Annotated in this window: 17 protein-coding genes; 10 read left to right on the top strand and 7 right to left on the bottom strand. The window is 69.0% G+C overall.

The features are described from left to right. Nucleotides 1-70: 70 nt before the first annotated feature. A complete protein-coding gene (locus F3087_RS46595; protein ID WP_223885194.1) occupies nucleotides 71-892 on the top strand; it encodes a hypothetical protein in 822 nt (273 codons plus the stop codon). Between the two features lie 50 nt (nucleotides 893-942). On the opposite strand, the gene F3087_RS17865 is transcribed toward F3087_RS46595, so the two are convergent. From F3087_RS17865 to F3087_RS17855, 3 genes are all read right to left on the bottom strand, one after another. Continuing rightward, nucleotides 943-2226, bottom strand: coding sequence for an FHA domain-containing protein (locus F3087_RS17865; RefSeq protein ID WP_191094018.1), 1284 nt, complete (start codon nucleotides 2224-2226; stop codon nucleotides 943-945). Nucleotides 2227-2831: 605 nt separating this feature from the next. After that, the gene (locus F3087_RS17860; protein WP_150403109.1) at nucleotides 2832-3668 is read right to left on the bottom strand and encodes an SDR family oxidoreductase; all 837 of its coding nucleotides are present in this window, start codon (nucleotides 3666-3668) and stop codon (nucleotides 2832-2834) included. 74 nt (nucleotides 3669-3742) lie between these two features. Continuing rightward, nucleotides 3743-5158 carry a DHA2 family efflux MFS transporter permease subunit gene (locus F3087_RS17855; protein ID WP_150403108.1) on the bottom strand — a complete coding sequence of 472 codons (1416 nt, stop codon included), beginning with the start codon at nucleotides 5156-5158 and terminating at the stop codon, nucleotides 3743-3745. Between the two features lie 132 nt (nucleotides 5159-5290). On the opposite strand from F3087_RS17855, the gene F3087_RS17850 reads away from it, so the two are divergent. After that, nucleotides 5291-5959 carry a TetR/AcrR family transcriptional regulator gene (locus F3087_RS17850; RefSeq protein ID WP_150403107.1) on the top strand — a complete coding sequence of 223 codons (669 nt, stop codon included), beginning with the start codon at nucleotides 5291-5293 and terminating at the stop codon, nucleotides 5957-5959. Between the two features lie 17 nt (nucleotides 5960-5976). Beyond that, nucleotides 5977-6522 carry a GNAT family N-acetyltransferase gene (locus tag F3087_RS17845; RefSeq protein WP_223885157.1) on the top strand — a complete coding sequence of 182 codons (546 nt, stop codon included), beginning with the start codon at nucleotides 5977-5979 and terminating at the stop codon, nucleotides 6520-6522. Here the strand turns inward: F3087_RS17845 and F3087_RS17840 are convergent. Together F3087_RS17840 and F3087_RS17835 are read right to left on the bottom strand one after the other, a co-directional pair. Continuing rightward, nucleotides 6519-8063 carry a glycerol-3-phosphate dehydrogenase/oxidase gene (locus tag F3087_RS17840; protein WP_150403106.1) on the bottom strand — a complete coding sequence of 515 codons (1545 nt, stop codon included), beginning with the start codon at nucleotides 8061-8063 and terminating at the stop codon, nucleotides 6519-6521. The two genes, F3087_RS17845 and F3087_RS17840, sit on opposite strands and share 4 nt — an antisense overlap. A 37-nt stretch (nucleotides 8064-8100) precedes the next feature. Further along, the gene (locus F3087_RS17835) at nucleotides 8101-8712 is read right to left on the bottom strand and encodes a TetR/AcrR family transcriptional regulator (protein ID WP_150403105.1); all 612 of its coding nucleotides are present in this window, start codon (nucleotides 8710-8712) and stop codon (nucleotides 8101-8103) included. Nucleotides 8713-8851: 139 nt separating this feature from the next. Between F3087_RS17835 and F3087_RS17830 the strand changes: the two genes are divergently transcribed. Further along, nucleotides 8852-10429, top strand: coding sequence for an FAD-binding oxidoreductase (locus tag F3087_RS17830; RefSeq protein ID WP_150403312.1), 1578 nt, complete (start codon nucleotides 8852-8854; stop codon nucleotides 10427-10429). Then, a complete protein-coding gene (locus tag F3087_RS17825; protein WP_150403104.1) occupies nucleotides 10426-11382 on the top strand; it encodes a diacylglycerol kinase in 957 nt (318 codons plus the stop codon). The genes F3087_RS17830 and F3087_RS17825 overlap by 4 nt, the downstream gene beginning before the upstream one ends. A 5-nt stretch (nucleotides 11383-11387) precedes the next feature. On the opposite strand, the gene F3087_RS17820 is transcribed toward F3087_RS17825, so the two are convergent. Then, a complete protein-coding gene (locus tag F3087_RS17820; RefSeq protein WP_223885156.1) occupies nucleotides 11388-12098 on the bottom strand; it encodes an ATP-binding protein in 711 nt (236 codons plus the stop codon). Between the two features lie 279 nt (nucleotides 12099-12377). Then, entirely contained in the window at nucleotides 12378-12701 is a 324-nt protein-coding gene (locus tag F3087_RS17815) for a helix-turn-helix domain-containing protein (protein WP_223885155.1), read from the bottom strand. 118 nt (nucleotides 12702-12819) lie between these two features. Between F3087_RS17815 and F3087_RS17810 the strand changes: the two genes are divergently transcribed. From F3087_RS17810 to F3087_RS17790, 5 genes are all read left to right on the top strand, one after another. After that, a complete protein-coding gene (locus tag F3087_RS17810; protein WP_150403102.1) occupies nucleotides 12820-15498 on the top strand; it encodes a valine--tRNA ligase in 2679 nt (892 codons plus the stop codon). Continuing rightward, nucleotides 15495-16964 (top strand): bifunctional tetrahydrofolate synthase/dihydrofolate synthase, encoded by a 1470-nt coding sequence (gene folC / locus F3087_RS17805; RefSeq protein ID WP_396897565.1) that lies wholly within the window; start codon nucleotides 15495-15497, stop codon nucleotides 16962-16964. The genes F3087_RS17810 and folC overlap by 4 nt, the downstream gene beginning before the upstream one ends. Beyond that, nucleotides 16961-17377 (top strand): DUF4233 domain-containing protein, encoded by a 417-nt coding sequence (locus F3087_RS17800; protein WP_150403101.1) that lies wholly within the window; start codon nucleotides 16961-16963, stop codon nucleotides 17375-17377. Before folC ends, F3087_RS17800 begins: the two co-directional genes overlap by 4 nt. Before the next feature lie 73 nt (nucleotides 17378-17450). Continuing rightward, nucleotides 17451-17867 (top strand): nucleoside-diphosphate kinase, encoded by a 417-nt coding sequence (gene ndk, locus F3087_RS17795; RefSeq protein WP_107654803.1) that lies wholly within the window; start codon nucleotides 17451-17453, stop codon nucleotides 17865-17867. A 429-nt stretch (nucleotides 17868-18296) separates the two neighbouring features. Continuing rightward, a complete protein-coding gene (locus F3087_RS17790; RefSeq protein WP_150403100.1) occupies nucleotides 18297-21368 on the top strand; it encodes a translation initiation factor IF-2 N-terminal domain-containing protein in 3072 nt (1023 codons plus the stop codon). Nucleotides 21369-21510 lie beyond the last annotated feature (142 nt).

The raw sequence follows: 21510 nt of genomic DNA, 5'->3' as shown, positions 1-21510 counted from the left end.
GCCCGCTGGGCCGCGGCCTCGTGGGCAGGGTGCGCGACCGGTTCGGGGGCCGGTGACTCGGGTGCGGCCTTTGCAGGTGATGCCGGAGGGTGGGGCGCGGCTGGTCGAGATTGATCGGCGGGACCTGGTGCCGATTCAGCAGGTTGTCGGTTTCGAGTCGGCCAGGGTTCCGTTTGCCGTGGCTGTGGTCCTCGCGGTGGCGGGAGTGGTGCTTGCCGTATTGGGGTTGGGTGAGGCGACGATCGGTGGTGATCTGGCGGCCGGATCGGTCAGTCTAGGTGGGGTCGATCCGGTGACGACGCCGGTCGAGATCGATCTGACGAAGCCTATTCCGTTGCGCGTCAATGGGATCGAGGCGGATGCTGCTTCGCTGAAGGTTACGGTGCTCGGCGTTCCGCTCGGAGGCGAGACTGTTCCCTTTGTGCCGGGCGAGCAAAGTGCCATGCTTCCGCCGTCGGTCAATCGGTACGTGATGGCGGGGACGCTCACCGGGGAGCTCGTGCTGTTGCGGAATGGCAGCGAAATCGGCACCGAGCGAGTCGAATTCCACACTGTCCAGCGGCCGACGATGACCGCAACGGCGGTGGGCGTCGTGCTTCTCGCTTTGTTCTCTCTGGCTTATCTCGAGTCGAACATGCGCCGGTTACGCAGGGGCCGTGGTGGATTCGCCAACAGCTTCGGTCTGACGATCAGTGCCGCGCTCTTCTCTGTGGCTCTTGTCGGCGCTGTGTGGATCTTGTTCGGTCACCCGCCGATGGTGCTTACGACCGCAGGGTCCGCGGTCCTCGCCGCCGCAGCGGGATCGGCCGCGTCTGTCGGTGCGCGTCGAATCGGCAAGCGGTACCGCTACCTTCGCCGCGCTCGTCGCCGCCGCGCTCGTCGCCGCCGCTGAGCGTCGCCGCCGCTGAGCGTCGCCGCCGCTGAGCATCGACGGCGGGTGGGTCAGGACTCGGGCCCGTCGGGGCAGCGGTAGGTGATTACGCGTTCGCTGATGCGGACGCTCCAGCCGGGCGGCAGCTCAGTGGGGGAGGTGCCGATTCGGGTCCACTCGTCGGCGCCGGGTGGGGCGATGAAGGTGCCGGAGGTGGCGGTGGCGTCGCGGACGAAGACCTTGCCGCGGTCGACCGAGACGTAGGCGTGCACGCGGGAGACGTGGCGGTCGCGCTGGATCACGATGGGTTCGGCGGTGGCCGAGCGGACGGCGTCGTCGGCTTGCGGGCCGCGGCCGATGACGTAGGGGCGGTCCAGCGGGAACGCCGTGCCGTTTTCGAGGATCAAGGTGCCGACGGCTTGGTCTTTCTCGGCGACCGGACGTACGAGTCGGGCGCGGTCGGCCGAGGTCCTGTGCAGCGCAACGGGTTCGGGCAGATGCGTTTGGGACCAGGCGAGCTGGCGGTCGGCCGCGGGACGGTTGCCGATCGGCGGGCGCGGTCTCGCGCGTGGTCGCGCCGATTCCTTCGGATGAAGCGTGGTGGACGACGACGCAGTCGCGCTGGAGCGCGTCGCAGACGGCGCGGACGAGCCCGGCGCGGGACGGGCCGCGGCCGATGCGCGGGCGGTCGACGACTTGGCCGAGGTCGACGCATCGGACACGGCCGAGGCCACCGAGGTCGGCGAATCGACGGCCTCGTCGGCGCCGGTCGGTTCGGGGGTCGCGGCGAATCCGGCGGCGGCGGTCGGCGCCGGTTCGGTTGTCGACGTGGGTGCCGACGGGCGGGGCGTCGAAGAACCCTTGGCCGTCTTACCCACACGGCGCAGCGCCACGTTGAGCACGAAACCGCCGCCGGGAACCACACCCGCGCGCAGATCGGTGCGCGGCAACGCTTTCAGCGGCGTTCCGGTGTCCGTGCCGACGGTGATCCGGCGCAGCGGTTCGCGCACGATCTCGTCGACCCAGGTGAACGCGCGCGCACCGTCGAGCCTACGGGTGCCCTCCGCGCCGTTGATCTCGGCGAAGACCGGACCGCGCAGCAGGATCAGCGTGCCGTCGTCGGCCGGCGCCACCACGCCGAACGGCGGCGTCTCGGAGGCGCCGCCGAAAACCACGGCCGCCAGCCGCTGGGCGAGCGCCGCGCCGGGATGCTCGGCATCCGCGACCGCCTCGATGGCCCCGAGGATTCGATCCGTGGCGGCGGTTTCCCCCGCCAGATACACGACGACGCCGCCGAAGCGCGCGACCAGGCCATGACCTTGCGCGATACCGACAGTGGACGATTTGCTGCGCACCCGCGCCCTCCTTCCCGGCGCACTACCGACATTCGAAGCCAGCATAGAGCGTTGCACGTCGAGCGGATCGGCGGTTGCGGCGATGGTGGGCGCTTGCCGGGATGTGTAGTCGTGTCCAGATGGAAGTATCGAACGGCTGCTGAATTCGTCAGCGCCGCTGGGATTCTGGTGGTTTGCCGGGCGCGGTGCCGGTCGCGCGTAAATGCCGACGGCCTGGTGGTTCGTCCAATTCGCCTGGTGCGACAAGTGTGGCGACCGTCTCGCCCGACACCCGGTTCAGCTGTTATATCCGCGCGTCGCAAAGCTGAGTGTCGGCTGAGCGCAACCGTGCTCGGTCGCCGCAGCTGCCTCTCGTAGTCCGAAGTTGGCCTCGCCCTGCGCGCGTGACTCCGGCCGGTACTTGGGATTCGATCCGTTGAGTCGACCGGAAAGCTCCGACGGTCCCGCCTTCGGCCACATCGTGCCGCGTCGCACTCCGACTGTGAGCCGCTGTACAACGACACAACGACCGCCCACCGCTTCCGTCAGCCGCACTCCCGATGAAGGGGGTACGGCCGAGAGAAACGGTGCGCGGGTTGCTCGTTTTTCGGCACGGATGCCCAGACTCAGCCGGTGAACTCCGCAGCGTTCTCCTCGACCCAACTGGCGAACGTGCGGGGAGCGCGCCCGGTGAGGATGCTGACCGTGTCGGTGAGCTGGTTGGGGACACCGTCGGTCCGGCGCCAGTAATCGAGCAGGCCGTCGGCGTACTTGGCGGGCATGTAGTCGGCCATCTGCTCCTTCCAGGCTTCGGGCGTGACCTGCTCGACGGCGATGGCGCGGCCGGTGATGTCGGCGACGAGGTCGATCTGCTCGGTGAAGGTGAGCGTTTCGGGTCCGGTCAGATTGTGCGTCTCGCCGCGGTGTTCCGGCTTGGTCAGCAGCGCGTATGCGGCTGTGGCGACGTCGATTTCATGGATCGGGTCGACGTAGGCGTTCGGGTAGGGGAGGTTGATCGGGGTGCCGGCCTTGATCGACCAGGCCCAGCTGCGGGCGTTGCCGGCGAACGCGCCGGGACGCAGCACGCTGACGGTCATCGGGGCGTCGGCGAGGCCGCGTTCGGCGTCGAGGTGCGATTTGGCGACGGGGTTGGCGTCGGCGTCGGGATCGAGCACCGAGGACGAGGACAGCAGCACGATGTGCTCGACCCCGGCTTCGGTTGCGGCGGAGACGAATTCGCCGATAGCGGCAGCTTCCGCGTAGAGGAACACGGAGCTGACGCCGGCGAGGGCGGCGGGGAAGGTGCTCGGGTCGGTGAGATCGCAAGCGACACCGGCGACTTCGGCGGGCAGTTGAAGCTTGTCGGGCCGGCCGGAGCCGACCCGGACGGCGCGGCCGTCGGCGTGCAGCAGGCTCAGCAGCTGGGTGGCGACCGCGCCGCGGCCTCCGGTGATGAGGATCATGAGAAGTCCTTGGCGAGTTGGCGATTTGATCATGAAAGGTGCGCGGCGAGTTCGTCGTGAATCGCGCGAAGCCGTCAGTGCTCGGCGGGCGCGTTGCGCGGGAGCAACCGGACCAGGCCACAGCTGGCAAGGGTGATGGCGGCGACCAGAACCAGGCTGACGGTCAGCGCGTGGACCTGACCGGAGCCGGCGGCGTGGAAGTACACGGTGGTGACGGCGGCCGCGCCGACGGCATTGGCGAGTTGCTGCACGGCGGTGAGAGATCCACTGGCACTACCGGTTTCGTCCTGCTCGATGTCGCCGATGGTGACCTGATAGATGGTGCCGAAGCAGGTGCCCAGGCCGAGACCGAGGATCAGGATCGGCACGGCGATCGCCCACGCGGCGACGCTCGTCCCGGCGGTCAGCGCGAGCACGAGCAGCAGTCCGGTGCCGGCCAGAGTGATCAGCAGGCCGATCAGGATGAGGTTGCGACCGAGCCGAGCGATGAATTGATGCGCCGCGATCGAGGAGATCACGATGCCGGCGGCCAAGGGCGCGAGGCCGATCGCGGCACCGGTCGGGGTGTAGCCGAGTCCGGTTTGCAGGAACAGTGACAGCACGTAGAGCAGCCCGGAGACCGCGGCGAAGAACACCAGACCGAGCAGCAGCCCCGAGGTGAAGCCCCGGTTCTTGAACAGTGTCGGCCGGATCAGCGGGTTCGCGGCGGTGAGCTGGCGACGGGCGAACAGGCCGAAGCAGACCAGTCCGGCGGCGAAATAGGCGAAGGGTGCGCCGGTCCAGCCGTTGGCCGAGCCGTCGATCAGCCCGAACAGCGCACCGAACATGCCTGCGCCGAGCAGCGCGGCGCCGAGTCCGTCGATCGAGACGGTGCGGTCACCGGTATCGGCGGGCAGCAGGCGGTAGGCGGCGGCGAACGCGGCGCCGCCGAGCACGATGTTGATCAAAAACATGGCGCGCCAACCGAATCCGAACAGATCGGCGTCGATCAGGAAGCCGGCCAGGATCGGGCCGCCGACCGCGGACAGCCCCATCGTGGGACCGAACACGCTGAACGCCTTGCCGAGCTGTGCGCGGGGAAAGACGGCGGTGAGGATGCCGAAACCCTGCGGGATCAGCAGCGCACCGAACGCGCCTTGGACCAGCCGGGCGGCGATGATCGAGGTCGGATCGACGGCCAGGCCGCAGGCGACCGAGGCGACGGTGAAGCCGGCCAGGCCGATCAGGAACAGGCGGCGCTTGCCGAAGCGGTCGCCGAGCCGGCCGCCGACGACCAGGAGGACGCCGAGGGCGAGGGCGTAACTCGCGCCGAGCCACTGGATCAGCGACTGGCCGCCGAGCAGGTCTGCGGCGATGGTGGGGGCGGCGATATTGGTGATCGTCGAGTCGAGCAGGTCGAGGATGTCGGCCGCGAGGATGACGGCGAGTATCGCCCACATCCGGCCGGTGACTTGGGGTTGTGCGGTGGTGGGGTGCGTGATGGTGGTCATGGGCACCTCCTTCAAGGTGAAGAGCAAGCGATCGAACTTCGATCGTTACGAACGGTGTTCGTTTGAGAAAACGATACGAGACGAACGACGTTCGTGTCAAACAGTGTTCGTTGAGCGCGTATGCTCGACCCTATGAACGCACCCGTCAGTCGCCGCGCTCGCCCGGCGAAGGCCCCGCTGAGCCGGGACGTAATCATCGAAACCGGCCTGCGCATCCTCGACGAGGACGGCCTGGCCGCGCTGACCATGCGTCGCGTCGCCCAAGAGCTGGATACCGGCGCGGCCTCGCTCTACGTCTACGTCGCCAACCGCGACGACCTGATGGCCGCGATGCTCGATCACGTGCTCGGCACGATCGCCGAACCGACCGGCGACACCTGGCGCGAGCGGCTGGTCGACCTGGTCGAGACGACCGTCACAGTGATGAGCAAGCACGAGGGACTGGCCCTGGTCGCCCTCGGCTCGATTCCCACCGGGGCGAACGCGCTGCTGCTGTTCGAACGGATGCTGGCGCTGTTCGCCGAGGGCGGCCTGGACGACCTGACCAACGCATGGTCGGTCGACCTGATCTACCTGCATATCACCGCCGCGGCCGCCGAACAGAGCGCCTACAACACCAAGGATTCGTCGCAGGTCGAACACCTCGCCGAGGTCGCCCGGCACTTCGCCGAGCTGCCGCCGGACCGCTATCCGATGATCACCGCGATGCAGGGACCGCTGCTCGCGGGCGAGGGCGACGCCCGCGGAAAATGGGCGCTGCGAGTGCTTATCGGCGGCATTCTCGCCACGCCGGTCACCTGAACTCTAAGATGCGAGGGGTGTCCGTGATCCGCCCGGCGACCGAGGTCGACTTGCCAGCCCTCCAGGAGATCGAAATCGCGGCGGGTAAACCGTTCGCCGATATCGGCATGACGGCCGTTGCGGAGGACGAGCCACCCTCGCTGGAAACGCTACGGGAATTCCAGCGCGCGGGACGTGCCTGGGTGTGGGCCGACGACGGCGACCATCCGATCGGCTACCTGATCCTCGGCGTTGTGGACGGTGACGCCCATATCGACCAGGTGTCGGTGCTGCCCGGCTACCGGGGGAAGCGCATCGGTAAGCGCCTGATCGACCACGCCGTCTTCTGGGCGAAAGACCATGGGATGCAGGCGATTACCCTCACCACCTTCATCGACGTCGCCTGGAACGGCCCATACTACGAGCGCCTCGGTTTCCGCTACCTGACCGACGAGGAGCAGACGCCCGGCCTGCACGCGATCCGCGCGGCGGAGGCGGCCCACGGCTTGGACGACTGGCCGCGTGCCTCCATGAGCGCCGATCTCGACTCGTGGTCCTTCGACGGGACCGTCTCGGAAACCTAGGTCGCGGGCGCCAAGGCGGCCATTGCGGCGGGGGTGGCGGCCGTGCGGTCCTCGGCGATCAGGCCGATGCGGGTGCGGCGATCGAGGAGATCGTCGGCGTCGAGCGCGGCCTCGTGCGTGACCGCGAACTGGAATTCCGCGGCGGTGACGTCGATTCCGGGAGCAACCTGCTGAGCCAGGGCCGGATTGTCGTGGGCGGCAGCCAGAATGGCGGCCGCCTCGCTCCCGTAGCGGTCGATCAGGACCGGCGGGGCATCGATGCGGTCGCGGGCGGCGCCGGAAACCGCGCCAACCAAGGGGAGTCGCTTGGTGCGGCAGGCGCCCGCGGTGAGTCCGGCACGGGCGACGGCGGCATCGACGACGTCCTCGGCCATCTGCCGGTAGGTGGTGAGCTTGCCGCCGACGATGGTGATGACCCCGGTGGGGGAGTGCAGCACGGCGTGTTTGCGGGAGATGTCGGCGGTGCTGTCGTCCGCGGTCTTGAGTAGCGGACGCAGACCCGCGTAGCTGCCGCGAATGTCCTTGCGGGTCAACGGTTCGCGCAATGCGGTGTTGATCGTGTCGAGCAGGAAGTCGATCTCCGATTCGGTGGGCTTCGGCTCGTCCGGGACGGGGCCGGGGGCGTCCTCGTCGGTCAGGCCGAGGTACACGCGGCCGTGCGCGGCGGGGAAAGCGAAGACGAAACGACTGGTGCTACCAGGCACCGGGACGGTCAGCGAGGCGGTGAGGCCGCCGAATGACTCGGCGGAGAACACCAGGTGAGTGCCGCGACTCGGACGTAGCTCGATGCTGGGATCCACCTCGTCGGCCCACACACCGGTGGCATTGACGACGGCGCGTGCGCGGACAGTCATGGTCTCGCCGGTCAGGGTGTCGCGCAGCTCGGCTGAATTGCCGGTGACGCCAAGGGCTTCCACGCGGGTGAGGACGGTCGCGCCTGCCGCAGCCGCGGTGCGTGCCACCGCGACCACCAGGCGGGCGTCATCGACGAGCTGCCCGTCCCACGATTGGAGACCGCCGCGTAATCCGTTGCGGCGCACGGTCGGCGCGAGCCGCAGCGCCTCGGCGGCGGCGACCCGGCGGGAACGCGGCAGGATCGCGGCCGGCGTGCCCGCACCGCGGCGCAGCGCGTCCCCCGCCAGGAAACCCACCCGCACGAGCGCGCTCTGCGCGGCCCCGATGCCCGGCAGCAATGGCACCAGTTGCGGCAGCGGGCGCACGAGATGCGGTGCGGTGGTCCGAATGAGAATGCCTCGCTCCACCGCACTTTCGTGGGCGATGCCGACCTGACCGCTGGCCAGATACCGCAGTCCGCCGTGCACCAGCTTGGAACTCCAGCGGCTGGTCCCGAACGCCAGATCGTGCCGCTCCACCAGCACGGTCCGCAGCCCGCGCGCCGCCGCGTCGAGGGCGGCGCCGACGCCGGTGACGCCGCCGCCGATCACCAGCACGTCGATCTCGCCCTCGTCGCCGAGCCGGCCCAGCTCGCGGGTGCGGCGCTCCGCGTTGAGCGCGGAATCTCCCCTGGACACTGCGGTCATCGCGTCACCTTTCCGAGATCTGTCGAATAAGCCATCGTCACAGCACCTTTCGCTGGTCCGGCACGAGATAGCCGTCGAGCGCGTTGGCCAGCTCGGTGTCGAGGTCGGCCCCGGTCAGCAGCGGGGCGACCGTGCCCGCCGACTGGACCGCGGACTGCGCGATCAGCAGGAGCATGGTGGCCAGCTGTTCCGGGTCGCCGTCGCGGATGGAGCCGTCCTGCTGACCCGCGCGGATGCCCGCGGCGAACAGCTCGATCAGCGCGCGCTGATTGCGGCCGAGACGGCCGAAGACGTAGGTGAGCATCAGGTCGGTGTCGGTGCGGAAGATCTTGCCGAACAACGGATTCGAGCGGATCTTGACCGCGCCCGCGACGATGCCGTCGACCAGCCGGGTGCGGCCGGGGCCCGCGGTGGGCATGGTCTCGGCGACGATCGCGCGCAGCTCGCGCACCAGCAGCTCGGCGACCAGTGCGCCGGTGTCCGGCCAGCGCCGGTAGACGGTCGGCCTGCTGACGCCGGCCCGGCGGGCCACCTCGGTGAGCGTGGTGCGGCGCACGCCGAACTCCTCCACGCAGCGGCGGGCCGCGGCGAAGATCGCCAGATCGATGGCGGAGAGCGCGTCGTCGGCGGGTCCGTCTGGAGCGGTCACAGCGTCACCTTCGGGAGGTCGAGTTCGTTACTGCTTGACATTCTATGTCAAACTGTAACGCATGGTCGAGACGCAGAAGCACACCGGCGAGGAATCGGCTCCGGCGGAAAACCCGGGCGTAACCGGGACCGCGGCGAGTATGGTCTGGGATGCCTGGGGCATTCCGGCCGGACACAAGCCGCTGTCGGCACAGATCCGGGGCCTCCTGACGCAGGTGTTCGGAGTGTCCGGCGACCCGGTGGCGCGCCGCGATGAGGGCGAAGTGCCACTCCGCGAATCGGCGCTCACACCTGACCGACGCGATGGGTTGGTCGAGGTGGTCGGCGCGGACAACGTCTCGGCCGACCACCGCGATCGACTGCGGCACGCGGGCGGCAAGAGCACCCCCGACCTGCTGCGTCGCCGAGCCGACGGGCCGCAGGACGCACCGGACGCGATCGTCTTCCCCGCCGATCATCGGCAGGTACTCGCCGTGCTGGCGTATTGCGCCGAGCACGCCGTCGCGGTGGTGCCGTTCGGCGGCGGCACCAGCGTGGTCGGCGGCGTCGATCCGGTGCGCGGTCGCTTCGACGCCGTGATCGCGGTGGACCTGCGCAGGCTGGACGGGGTGTCGGAGGTCGACCCGATCAGCGGCATGGTCACCCTCGGTGCCGGGCTCACCGGACCGCGTGCGGAAGAACTGCTTCGCGCGCAAGGGCTTTCGCTCGGGCACTTCCCGCAGAGCTTCGAGTTCGCCACCATCGGCGGGTTCGCCGCCACCCGGTCGTCCGGGCAGGCGTCGGCGGGTTACGGGCGGTTCGACGACATGGTGCAGCGACTCAAGATCGCCACTCCCACCGGCACATTGGAGCTGGGCCGTCCGCCCGCCTCCGCGGCGGGACCGGATCTGCGTGAGCTGTTCGTCGGCTCGGAAGGCGCTCTCGGTGTGATCACCGAGGTGACCGTGCGTGTGCATCCGGTGCCGGAAACGATTGCCTACCAGGGATGGTCGTTCCCCGACTTCGAAACCGGTGCGGCGGCCCTGCGTTCGGTTGTGCAGGCCGGTGCGGCACCCACGGTGCTCCGGCTATCGGATGAGGCCGAGACCGGGATCAACCTGGCTCGCGCCGGTGATATCGGCGGTAACCCGGTCTCCGGCTGCCTCGCCATCACCACCTTCGAAGGCACCGAGGCGCATGTCGCGGCGCGTAGCGCGGAAGCGGGCGCGCTGCTCGCCGCGGCGGGCGGCACCGCGCTCGGCGAAACCCCGGCCGAGGAGTGGGAGCACGGGCGATTCGGCGCGCCGTACATGCGCGACGCCCTGCTGGACGTCGGCGTGCTCTGCGAAACGCTGGAGACCGCGACCACCTGGGCCAACCTCGCCGGCCTCAAGGCGAAGGTGACCGCGGCGCTGACCGATTCGCTCGCCGGACAGGGCACCCCGCCGCTGGTCATGTGCCACATCTCGCACACCTACCCGACCGGCGCGTCGCTGTACTTCACCATCGTCGCCAAGCAGCTCGACGATCCGATCGCCCAGTGGCACACGGCGAAGCAGGCCGTGGGCGACGCGATCGTGGCAGGCGGCGGCACCATCACCCACCACCACGCGGTCGGCACCGACCACCGCCCGTGGCTGCCCGCCGAGATCGGCGAGCTCGGGGTGCGGGTATTGCGCGCGGTGAAAGCCGAATTGGACCCCGCGGGCATTCTCAATCCTGGAAAGCTGGTTCCGTGACGCAGTATTCAACCCGCGCCGTGCGTGCGGTCACCGTGGTGACCAATCGGCACGCGGGCCTCGGTGCAGGGCAGGACGCCGCGGTCGCGGCGCTGGCGCGGTTGCGCGAACGCGGGATCGAGGTCGCCGAGGTGCAGGCGCCGTCGGCCGCCGAAACGGTTCGGCTGGTGCGGGATTCGATCGAGCAGGGCAACTCCGATGCGGTCGTGTGCATCGGGGGTGACGGGCTGATCAACGTGACTCTCGATGCCGTCGCGCGCACCGGAGTGCCGCTCGGCCTGGTCCCCGCGGGCACCGGCAACGACCTCGCCCGGGAACTCGGTGTGCCGACCGAGGATCCGGTCGCCGCCGCCGATATCGTCGTCGACGGGCGAACCCAGACCATCGACCTCGGTCGGATCGAGTCCGCCGCACCGGAATCGGCGCCGATGTGGTTCGTCACCGTCACCGGTACCGGGTTCGATGCCCGGGTCACGTTGCGCGCCAACGCCATGCGCTGGCCCAGGGGACGGCTGCGGTACACCGTCGCCGCGCTGGCCGAGATCTCCAGCCGGCTCACCGTGCCCTACCGGGTCGAGCTGACCGGTGCGGTCACCGACGGACTCACGAACCCTGGCGCCGGCTCCGAGCTGGCGTTGAACGCGGTGATGGTCGCGGTCGGCAATACCCGCACCTACGGCGGCGGCATGCTGATCTGCCCGGACGCGGTGCTGGACGACGGCCTGCTCGACCTCACCGTGGTCGGTGCGCTGTCCAGGCTGGAGATGCTGCGACTGCTGCCTGCGCTGTCCGCGGGCAAACGGCAGAACCATCCGGAGGTCAAGCAGTACCGGGCCGCGGAGATCACCCTGACCGCACCCGGTGCCCCCGCGACCGCGGACGGCGAACCGGCGGGCACGCTGCCGATCACCATCCGTGCCGTGCCCGGTGCGCTGACGGTATTGGTTCCCTGAATTCGCTACGCGGCGAAGGTGACCCGGCGCATCTTGTTGATATTGATCCGATCGACGATCACCAGCGACTCCGGGGCGGGCCGCAGCCCGCCACCGGCGCGTAACCGCTCCATCAGCCGACGCCAGCGAAAGCAGTGCAGCACGAAGGTCATTCGATTGGATCGCCGCCCGCGCGCATGCTGGCCGGCGCGGGCCACGGCAGTCGGGACGTCGAGCAGGATCACGTGCAGCTCCCTGCCGTATCCGGCGGCCCACAGGGAGATGATCCGGCGCGCCCATCCGGTCGTGGCGCAGTCGTGAATCACCACGGGTCCGTCCGTATCGCGCAGCGCCGCACGGATTCCCGCGAAATGCGCCACGTGCACCACCGGCCGCCACAGGGAATACGGCAGCCAGCCGAGCCGGTGCCGCAACCGATTCCGCGCTTGCAGCGAATCGAGCACCACCGACCCCTCCGGCCCGCGCGACGGATCCTCGGATTCGGTGGTCGCACCGAAGAATCGGCGCAGCACAGTGCTTTTCCCCGCGCCCGGTATCCCCGCCACCACCAGCGCCGTCATCGGCGGATACTGCAACTCGTCGATCGCCCGCCCGCGCAGATCGTGCACGGCATCCGGCGCGAGGAAGGGCAACAGCGACTCGGGGTCCGGCGGCGGCAAGAGGGCGAGCTGGGGGTTCACCTCTTCCAGGGTCCCCAGCGGCCGCTGCTCCGGCAACGGGGAAAACCCTGCTTTTTCACTGAGATTTCCCTGAACCGGACCAGCGGATGCGTTCACACCTTCAAGACTCCGCAGTTACGGTCGATCTGGCAAGAACGGACAATACGGACATGGTCGAATTGTGACCGATCAGCCGCCGCCCAGACGCCCGTTTCGACCGGATAATCCGGAGATCCAGGGTAGAAAATGCCAGAAGCTGAGAATTGCTTATGGATTCGCTTTCCCTTCCAGTTGGGACGGTAAGCTTTCAGGTGTAGGCGGAGTCTTCGGTGTCCCTCATCCACCGAAGACTCCGCCTTTCTTTATGTCCGAATCCCCGGCAATCCTGTTGTGCGGCAGCATGAGCAGCCGCAGGTACGCCTGTTCGTCCTCGCTCAGCAGCAGCGCCCGCGCGATGCCGCAGAGCACGTCGTCCGAGACGCGGGTCACCCTGCCCAACTCCAGCCGGGTGTACTGATCGACGCTCATCGCGGCCAGCTGGGCAACCTCCTCGCGGCGCAGCCCGGACACCCGGCGCGGATTGCCGACCGGCGCGAGGCCGACCTGTTCCGGCGCGATCGACGCACGCTTTGCCCTCAGGAATTCGCCGAGCTGACTCACCCGGCAAGTCTCACACGACGCGCGCGGTGTGACGCCAACCCTGGGCATTCGGACGGACCGTCCGGCGTCGGCTCGCACCCTGCGGAAATCGCTGGAGCCCGACCACTAGAATCGTCGGGTGACCAGCGCAGCCCCTGACCAGACGCGTAACCGTGCCGATGCCCTGCCCAAGAGCTGGACCCCTGGCGAGGTAGAGGCCTCGATGTACGAGCGCTGGGTAGACGCTGGCTATTTCGAGGCCGACGCCACCAGCGGCAAGCCGCCGTACTCGATCGTGCTGCCGCCGCCGAACGTCACCGGCAACCTGCACATCGGCCACGCCCTCGACCACACCCTGATGGACACCCTCACCCGCCGCAAGCGCATGCAGGGTTACGAAGTGCTGTGGCTGCCCGGCATGGACCATGCAGGCATCGCCACCCAGACCATGGTGGAGAAGCAGCTCGCCGTCGACGGCAAGACCAAGGAAGACTTCGGCCGCGAGCTGTTCATCGACAAGGTCTGGGACTGGAAGCGTGACTCCGGCGGCGCCATCCAGTGGCAGATGCGCGCGCTCGGCGCCGGCGTCGACTGGAGCCGCGACCGGTTCACCTTGGACGAGGGCCTGTCCCGCGCCGTGCAGACGATCTTCAAGCGGATGTTCGACGCCGGACTGATCTACCGCGCCGAGCGACTGGTCAACTGGTCGCCCGCGCTGCGCACCGCCATCTCCGACATCGAGGTCAAGTACGAGGACGTCGAAGGCGAGCTCGTCTCGCTGCGTTACGGCTCGCTCGACGACAACGAACCGCACGTCATCGTGGCCACCACCCGGGTGGAGACGATGCTCGGCGATACCGCGGTGGCCGTGCACCCGGACGACCCGCGCTACCAGGCGCTGATCGGCACCACCCTGGAGCACCCGATCACCGGCCGGCGGATCCCGATCATCGCCGACGATTACGTGGACCCCGAATTCGGTTCCGGCGCAGTGAAGATCACCCCCGCGCACGACCCGAACGACTTCGAGATGGGCCTGCGGCACAACCTGCCGATGCCCAACATCATGGATGTGCGCGGCCACATCGTCGACACCGGAACCGAGTTCGACGGCATGGACCGGTTCGAGGCGCGCGTCGCGGTGCGCGAGCGGCTGGCCGCCGAGGGCCGGGTGGTCGCCGAGAAGCGGCCGTATATGCACAGCGTCGGGCATTCCGAGCGCAGCGGCGAGCCGATCGAGCCGCGGCTGTCCATGCAGTGGTGGGTCAAGGTGGAGTCGCTGGCCAAGGCCGCCGGCGACGCGGTGCGCAACGGCGACACCGTGATTCACCCGGCCAGCTCGGAGCCGCGCTGGTTCGACTGGGTCGACAACATGCACGACTGGTGCATCTCCCGGCAGCTGTGGTGGGGTCACCGCATCCCGATCTGGTACGGCCCCGAGGGTGACGTGCTGTGCGTCGGCCCGGGCGAGACCGCACCCGAGGGCTACGTGCAGGACCCCGACGTGCTCGACACCTGGTTCTCCTCGGGTCTGTGGCCGTTCTCCACCATGGGCTGGCCGGACGCCACGCCGGAGCTCGAGAAGTTCTATCCGACAAGCGTTCTCGTCACCGGTTACGACATCCTGTTCTTCTGGGTGGCCCGGATGATGATGTTCGGCACCTACGTCGCCGACGACCCGGTGCTCACCGCGGGTAAGGGCGATCAGCGGCAGATCCCGTTCAAAGATGTGTTCCTGCACGGTCTGGTGCGCGACCAGTTCGGCAAGAAGATGTCGAAGTCGCGCGGCAACGGCATCGACCCGCTGGTCTGGATCAACGAATACGGCGCCGACACACTGCGTTTCACGCTGGCCCGGGCCGCGCAGCCCGGCGGCGACCTCTCCGTCGGCGAGCCGCACGCGCTGGCCTCGCGCAGCTTCGTCACGAAGCTGTTCAACGCCACCAAGTTCGCGCTGATGAACGGCGCGCGCACCGGTGAACTGCCGGACCGCGCCGAGCTCACCGACGCCGACCGCTGGATCCTGGATCGGTTCGAAGAGGTGCGCGCCGAAGTGGATTCGGCGTTCGACAGCTACGAATTCGGCAAGGCCTGCGAGGCGCTGTACCACTTCGCCTGGGACGAATTGTGTGACTGGTACCTCGAATTGACCAAGGTGCAGTTCGCCGAGGCGGGTGCGCGCGCGGACACCACACAGGTGGTGCTCGGCACCGTGCTCGACTCGGTGCTGCGCCTGCTGCATCCGGTGATCCCGTTCGTCACCGAATCGCTGTGGCAGGCCCTGACCGACGGCGAGTCCCTGGTGATCGCGGCCTGGCCGCAGGCCACCGGGGTGGCGACGGATCAGGTGTCGGCGCAGCGCATTTCGGATACCCAGCGGTTGATCACCGAGATCCGCCGGTTCCGCGGCGATCAGGGCCTGGCCGACAAGCAGAAGGTGGCGGCCAAGCTGATCGGCCTGGACGCCGCCGGGCTCACCGGACTGCACGACTCGGTCGCGAACCTGGCCCGGCTCACCGAACCCGGCGAGGAGTTCGCGGCGACCGCGACCGTGGAGGTCCGGCTCAGCGGCGCCACCGTCACCGTCGAACTGGACACCTCCGGCGCCGTCGACCTGGACGCCGAGCGCCGCCGCCTGGAGAAGGATCTCGCCGCGGCCGAGAAGGAATTGGCCGGCACCGCAGCCAAACTCGGCAACGAGGCGTTCCTGGCCAAGGCGCCGGAGCCGGTGGTCGCGAAGATCAAGGACCGCCAAGCGGTCGCCGCCGCCGAGGTGGCGCGCATCGGTGCTCGACTCGCAGAACTGAGCGGAAAATGAACCACGAACCGGAACCGCAGTACGGCGACGACCTGCGCCACCCGGCCGCCGGACCGCGGCTGAGTTCGGGCCCGTCGCCGGTCGAGCTGGCCGAAATGGCGCTGGTGGAGGCCGAACTCGACACCCGCTGGCCGGAAACCAAGATCGAACCGTCGCTCACCCGGATCGCCACCCTGATGGACCTGCTCGGCTCGCCGCAGCAGAGCTACCCGGCGATCCACATCGCGGGCACCAACGGCAAGACCTCGGTGACCAGGATGATCGACGCGCTGCTCACCGCGCTGCACCGGCGCACCGGCCGGATCACCAGCCCGCACCTGCAACTGGCCACCGAGCGGATCAGCATCGACAACGCGCCGATCACGCCCGCCCAGTACGTGGAGACCTACCGCGAGCTGGTGCCGTTCATCGAGATGATCGACGCGCAGTCGGCCGCGGCCGGCGGTCCGGCGATGAGCAAGTTCGAGGTGCTCACCGGCATGGCGTTCGCGGCCTTCGCCGAGGCGCCGGTGGACGTCGCGATCGTGGAGACCGGCCTTGGCGGCACCTGGGACGCCACCAACGTGATCGACGGACAGGTCGCGGTGATCACCCCGATCGGCCTGGACCACACCGAATACCTCGGCACCGATCTCACCTCCATCGCGGGGGAGAAGGCCGGGATCATCAAACGCGCGCCGGAGAGCCTGATTCCGCGCGACACCGTCGCGGTGATCGCCGAACAGGACCCCGAGGCGATGGACGTGCTGCTGCGCCGGGCCGTCGAGGTAGACGCCGCGGTGGCGCGCGAGGGCGGCGAATTCCGGGTACTGGCCCGGCAGATCGCGATCGGCGGCCAGCAGCTCGAACTGCAGGGCCTCGGCGGCGTATACGACGAGATCTTCCTGCCGCTGCACGGCGAGCATCAGGCGCGCAACGCGGTGCTCGCGCTCGCGGCGGTCGAGGCGTTCTTCGGGGCCGGCGCGGACCGGCAGCTCGACATCGACGCCATCCGTGTGGGATTCGCCAGCGTGACCAGCCCGGGCCGGCTCGAACGAATGCGCAGCGCGCCGACCATCTTCATCGACGCCGCGCACAATCCGGCCGGCGCGCAGGCGCTCGCCTCGACGTTGACCGCGGAGTTCGACTTCCGCAAGCTGGTCGGCGTGGTCTCCGTGCTCGCCGACAAGGACGCCGACGGCATCCTCACCGCGCTGGAGCCGGTGCTCGACGAGATCGTGGTCACCGGCAACGGTTCGCCGCGCGCGATGGACGTCGAGGTGCTGGCCGACCTCGCGGTGCAGCGCTTCGGCGACGAACGGGTGATCACCGCGCCGACCCTGCCGGACGCGCTGGAAACCGCGATCGCCATCGCCGAGGAGGTCGGCGAGGCGGGCGAGATGGTGTCCGGCGCGGGCGTGGTGGTGACCGGCTCCGTGGTGACGGCCGGCGCGACCCGCGCGCTGTTCGGAAAGGACCCCGCATGAGTGAGCCCGCCGCCCAACCTGATTCGGTACCGCCGCCCGCGACCGATCCGTGGAAGGGCTTCCGCGGGGTCATGGCGGGCACGCTGATCCTCGAGGCGATCGTGGTGCTGCTCGCGCTGCCGGTCGTCGGTTCCGTGGGTGGCGGGGTGACCTGGGTTTCGGGCACCTACCTCGTGGTGCTTGCCGTGGTGATGTTCCTCGGCGCGGGCGTGCAGCGCAGGTCATGGGCCATGCCGTTCAATCTCGGGCTGCAAGTGTTCGTGCTGCTCGGCATGTTCATCCACCTGTCCATCGGGGTCATCGGCATCGTTTTCGCGGTGGTCTGGGGCTTCATCCTGGTGCTGCGCGCGGACGTGCGCGGCCGGATGGAGAAGGGCCTGCTGCCGAGTCAGCGGGCGCAGCGCTCCTCCTGAATCCGGGACCGCCGCGTTGCCTTGGCAACCGCCGGTTCGGTACCCACTGGGGGTTCCGGTTAGAGTGTGCGCCGTGACTGAGCAGACGTTGGTACTCATCAAGCCGGACGGTGTGGCCCGTGGCCTCGTCGGCGAGGTGCTGGTACGAATCGAGCGCAAGGGCCTGAAGATCGCGGCCCTCGAGCTGAAGCATGTGTCCGAGGACTTGGCCAAGGGCCACTACGCCGAGCACGCCGAGAAGCCGTTCTTCGGCTCCCTGATCGAATTCATCACCTCCGGCCCGGTCGTCGCGGCCATCCTGGAGGGGCCGCGCGCCATCGCGGCGTTCCGGCAGCTGGCCGGCGGCACCGACCCGGTCGAAAAGGCGGTACCGGGCAGCATTCGCGGAGACTTCGCCCTGGAGACTCAAGAGAACCTGGTCCATGGGTCCGATTCGCCCGAATCGGCCAAGCGTGAGATTGCTCTGTGGTTCCCGGAGTTCCCGGCCTGAAAATAGTTTGCGAGTTGAACACAGTCGTGCGCCGCGGTCAACCCGCGGCGTTCGGTATGGGATACTGACATCGGCTGCTTTTGATGCCGACTGTTCGCGCAGGTACGTGGACTATCGGGGCCATCGCAGCCGGATGACACACCGCGGTTCGATGCCGATCATCGCTGCCACGGACAAAAGGCTCGGTCGCCGGGCCTGCTGTTCGCGTCGGCACGCTGGATGAGCGCTCACAACTGCGGAGTTCAGCCAACAGCCAGGCGCCGCGTGACCAGTTAGCCCAAACCGACGAACAACATGGTGATAACCGGACATGCGGGGCGAGACCAGATGACCTTGCGCTGAGCGGCGTGAGGCGAACGGATAGTGCCCCCGCGTCGGCCGCTTCACTCCTTACCGGGAGGGACGCGCCCGGGGGTCCGAGGAGACTTCGTGGCCGAAAAAGAGCCATTGGAAACAACACCACAGGATGCCGAACAATTGCCGGAGCGAATCCGAGTTCACGCACTCGCCAAGCTGCTGGGGGTAACGAGCAAGCGCATCCTGGCCAAGCTCACCGAGTTGGGGTCCGACGCGCGCAGCGCGCAATCGAACGTCGATCGGGCGATCGCGGAGTCCGTCCGCGACGCGCTCGGTCCGCCGGAAGGCGACGCCCCGGCGCCGCAGGCCGCGCCCGAGCCGCCGGTCGAGGCACCGGCCGCCGCGGTCGAGGCCCCCGCCGAACCGGAGCCCGCGCCTAGCCGTGGTCACGGCGGCCTGGTCTTCTCCGCGCCCGAACCGCTGATCGGCAACTCCGGCGCGGAGAACCCGCACGAGGTCGCGCACCAGCCCTCGGTGCAGCTGTTCACCCACCCGGTCCGGGAAGAGCCGCACGTCGCCGCGCCGGTGGTCTTCGAGTCCGCCGCCGTCGTGCAGGCCCCGCTGTTCCTGCCGCCGGATGCCGCGGCCGCCGAACAGACCCGCCGCAAGCGCCGCACCGAGCGCGACGTCCGCCGCGAAGAGCCGGTGGCCGAGGAGCCGGTGGTCGAGGACGAGCCCGAGACCGCCGAGGACGAGCAGGACTCGAACGACCAGCAGAACGACGCCGACGGTCAGCCCCGTCGCAGGCGTCGTGGCCGCCGTGGCCGTGGTCGCGGTCGCGGCGAGCAGCACAGCGACGCCGACGACGAGAACGACTCGGACGACACCGAGGACGAGCAGACCGACGACACCGCCGAGACCAGCACCGGCACGGACGTCAGCGACTCGTCCGACGACAACGCCGACACCGAGGACGACGAGAACGAGTCGGACGGCGCGAGCCGTCGCCGGCGTCGTCGTCGCCGGCGCAAGGTGGCGGGCGATTCCGCCGAGGCCGAGGCCGCCACCACCACCGAAGACGACCCGCCGAACACCGTCGTGCACGAGCGCGAGCCGCGGAACAAGAGTCGCAGCCGCGCCACCACGGTCGACGAGGTGCAGGGCATCACCGGTTCCACCCGGCTCGAGGCCAAGCGCCAGCGCAGGCGCGACGGCCGCGAGGCAGGCCGGCGTCGTCCGCCGATCCTGACCGAGTCGGAGTTCCTGGCCCGGCGCGAAGCGGTGGACCGGGTGATGGTGGTGCGCGAGAAGGCGTTCCCGGATCACCCGACCGCCACCCAGGTCGCGGTGCTCGAGGACAACATCCTGGTCGAGCACTTCGTCACCAGCACCGGTTCGGCGTCCATGGTCGGCAACGTCTACCTCGGCAAGGTGCAGAACGTGCTGCCGAGCATGGAGGCGGCGTTCGTCGACATCGGCCGCGGCCGCAACGGCGTGCTCTACGCCGGCGAGGTGAACTGGGAGGCCGCCGGTCTCGGCGGTAAAGAGCGCAAGATCGAACAGGCGCTCAAGCCCGGTGAACTCGTGCTCGTGCAGGTCTCCAAGGACCCGGTCGGGCACAAGGGCGCCCGGCTGACCACGCAGATCAGCCTGGCCGGTCGCTTCCTGGTGTATGTGCCGGGCGGCACCTCCACCGGCATCAGCCGCAAGCTGCCCGACACCGAACGCAAGCGGCTCAAGGAAATCCTGCGCGACATCGTCCCGAACGATGCCGGTGTGATCATCCGCACCGCGTCCGAGGGCGTCGCCGAGGACGAGCTGGCCCGCGACGTGGAACGGCTGCAGGCGACCTGGCGCACCATCGAGAAGGCCGCCGAAGGCAAGAACGACGGCCAGCCCAAGACGCTGTACGAAGAGCCCGACCTGCTGGTCAAGGTCATCCGCGACCTGTTCAACGAGGACTTCTCCAAGCTCGTCATCGAAGGTGACCGGGCCTGGAGCACGGTCGAAAAGTACATCGGCACCGTCGCGCCGGAAATGCTCGCCCGGGTCTCCCGGCACGAGAACAACGGTGTCGACGTGTTCGAGGCGCACCGGATCGACGAGCAGCTGGCCAAGGCACTCGATCGCAAGGTGTGGCTGCCCTCGGGCGGCACCCTGGTGATCGATCGCACCGAGGCGATGACCGTGGTCGACGTCAACACCGGCAAGTTCACCGGTTCCGGCGGCAGCAACCTGGAAGAGACGGTTACCCGCAACAACCTGGAGGCGGCCGAGGAGATCGTGCGCCAGATGCGGTTGCGCGATATCGGCGGCATGATCGTCGTCGACTTCATCGACATGGTGCTCGAATCGAACCGGGACCTGGTGCTGCGCCGGCTCACCGAGGCGCTCGGGCGCGACCGCACCCGGCACCAGGTGTCCGAGGTGACCTCGCTCGGCCTGGTCCAGATGACGCGCAAGAAGCTGGGCACCGGCCTGGTCGAGGCGTTCTCGACCACCTGTGAGCACTGCCATGGGCGCGGCATCCTGGTGCACGCCTACCCGGTCGAGCCGTCGTCGGGTGACGACGGTGGCAGCCGTGGCGCGGCCCGGGAAACCGGATCGCGTCGTCGTCGTGGCCGGGACAAGGGTGCGGCGCCTGCCGCGCCGGTCGCCGCGACCAACGGGACCGCGCCGGTGGAGTCCGAGGAGGACATCGCCGTCAAGCGGGCGCATCCGGTGGCGTTGGCGATGGCCGCGCATCACGGTGACGAGGACGAGATCGCCGAGGATCGGTCGGACATCGAGAACGAGTCGGTGGATGTCGAGCCCGAGACGACCGAGGCCGAAGTTGCCGAGGCCGCCGAGGTCGCGGACACCGTCGAGACGCCCGAGCCGGTTACCGAGACCGCACCGGTCGCCGAACCCGCACCGGTCGCCGAGGTTCCTGCGGAAACGGTGACACCGCCGACCGCGGAACGTGCGGTAACCAACGGTGCGCCGGAACCGGCCCCGCGCACGAGCCGGCGTCGTCGCGTCGCGCGTTCGGCAGCGGCCCCCGCCGCCGACAGCAGCGGTGCGGTGTTCGTGTTGCCGACCCCGGAGCAGGCTCCTGCGCCCGCGGTCGACTTCACCGCCGAGATCCCGGTCGAGGTGCCGCAGCGCAAGCCGCGGCGTCGTGCCGTCGGCCGTCCCGCAGGCCCGCCGCCTGCGGAGTCGTAGCAGCTGATCTGACAGCCTCGACGCGGCCGGTCACACCTTCGGGTATGACCGGCCGCGTCGTCGGATGACGGTCACGCTGAGGCGGTTTACGGCTGTGCTGAGGGAGTCCAGCGCAGTATGGAAACGCGCCGGAATCCCACCC

It is taken from the genome of Nocardia colli (genome assembly GCF_008704205.1).
In the GTDB taxonomy this organism is placed as follows: Bacteria; Actinomycetota; Actinomycetes; order Mycobacteriales; family Mycobacteriaceae; genus Nocardia; species Nocardia colli.
Note: the sequence above shows the minus strand (reverse complement) of the source record. Positions and strands in the feature narration are given on the sequence as shown.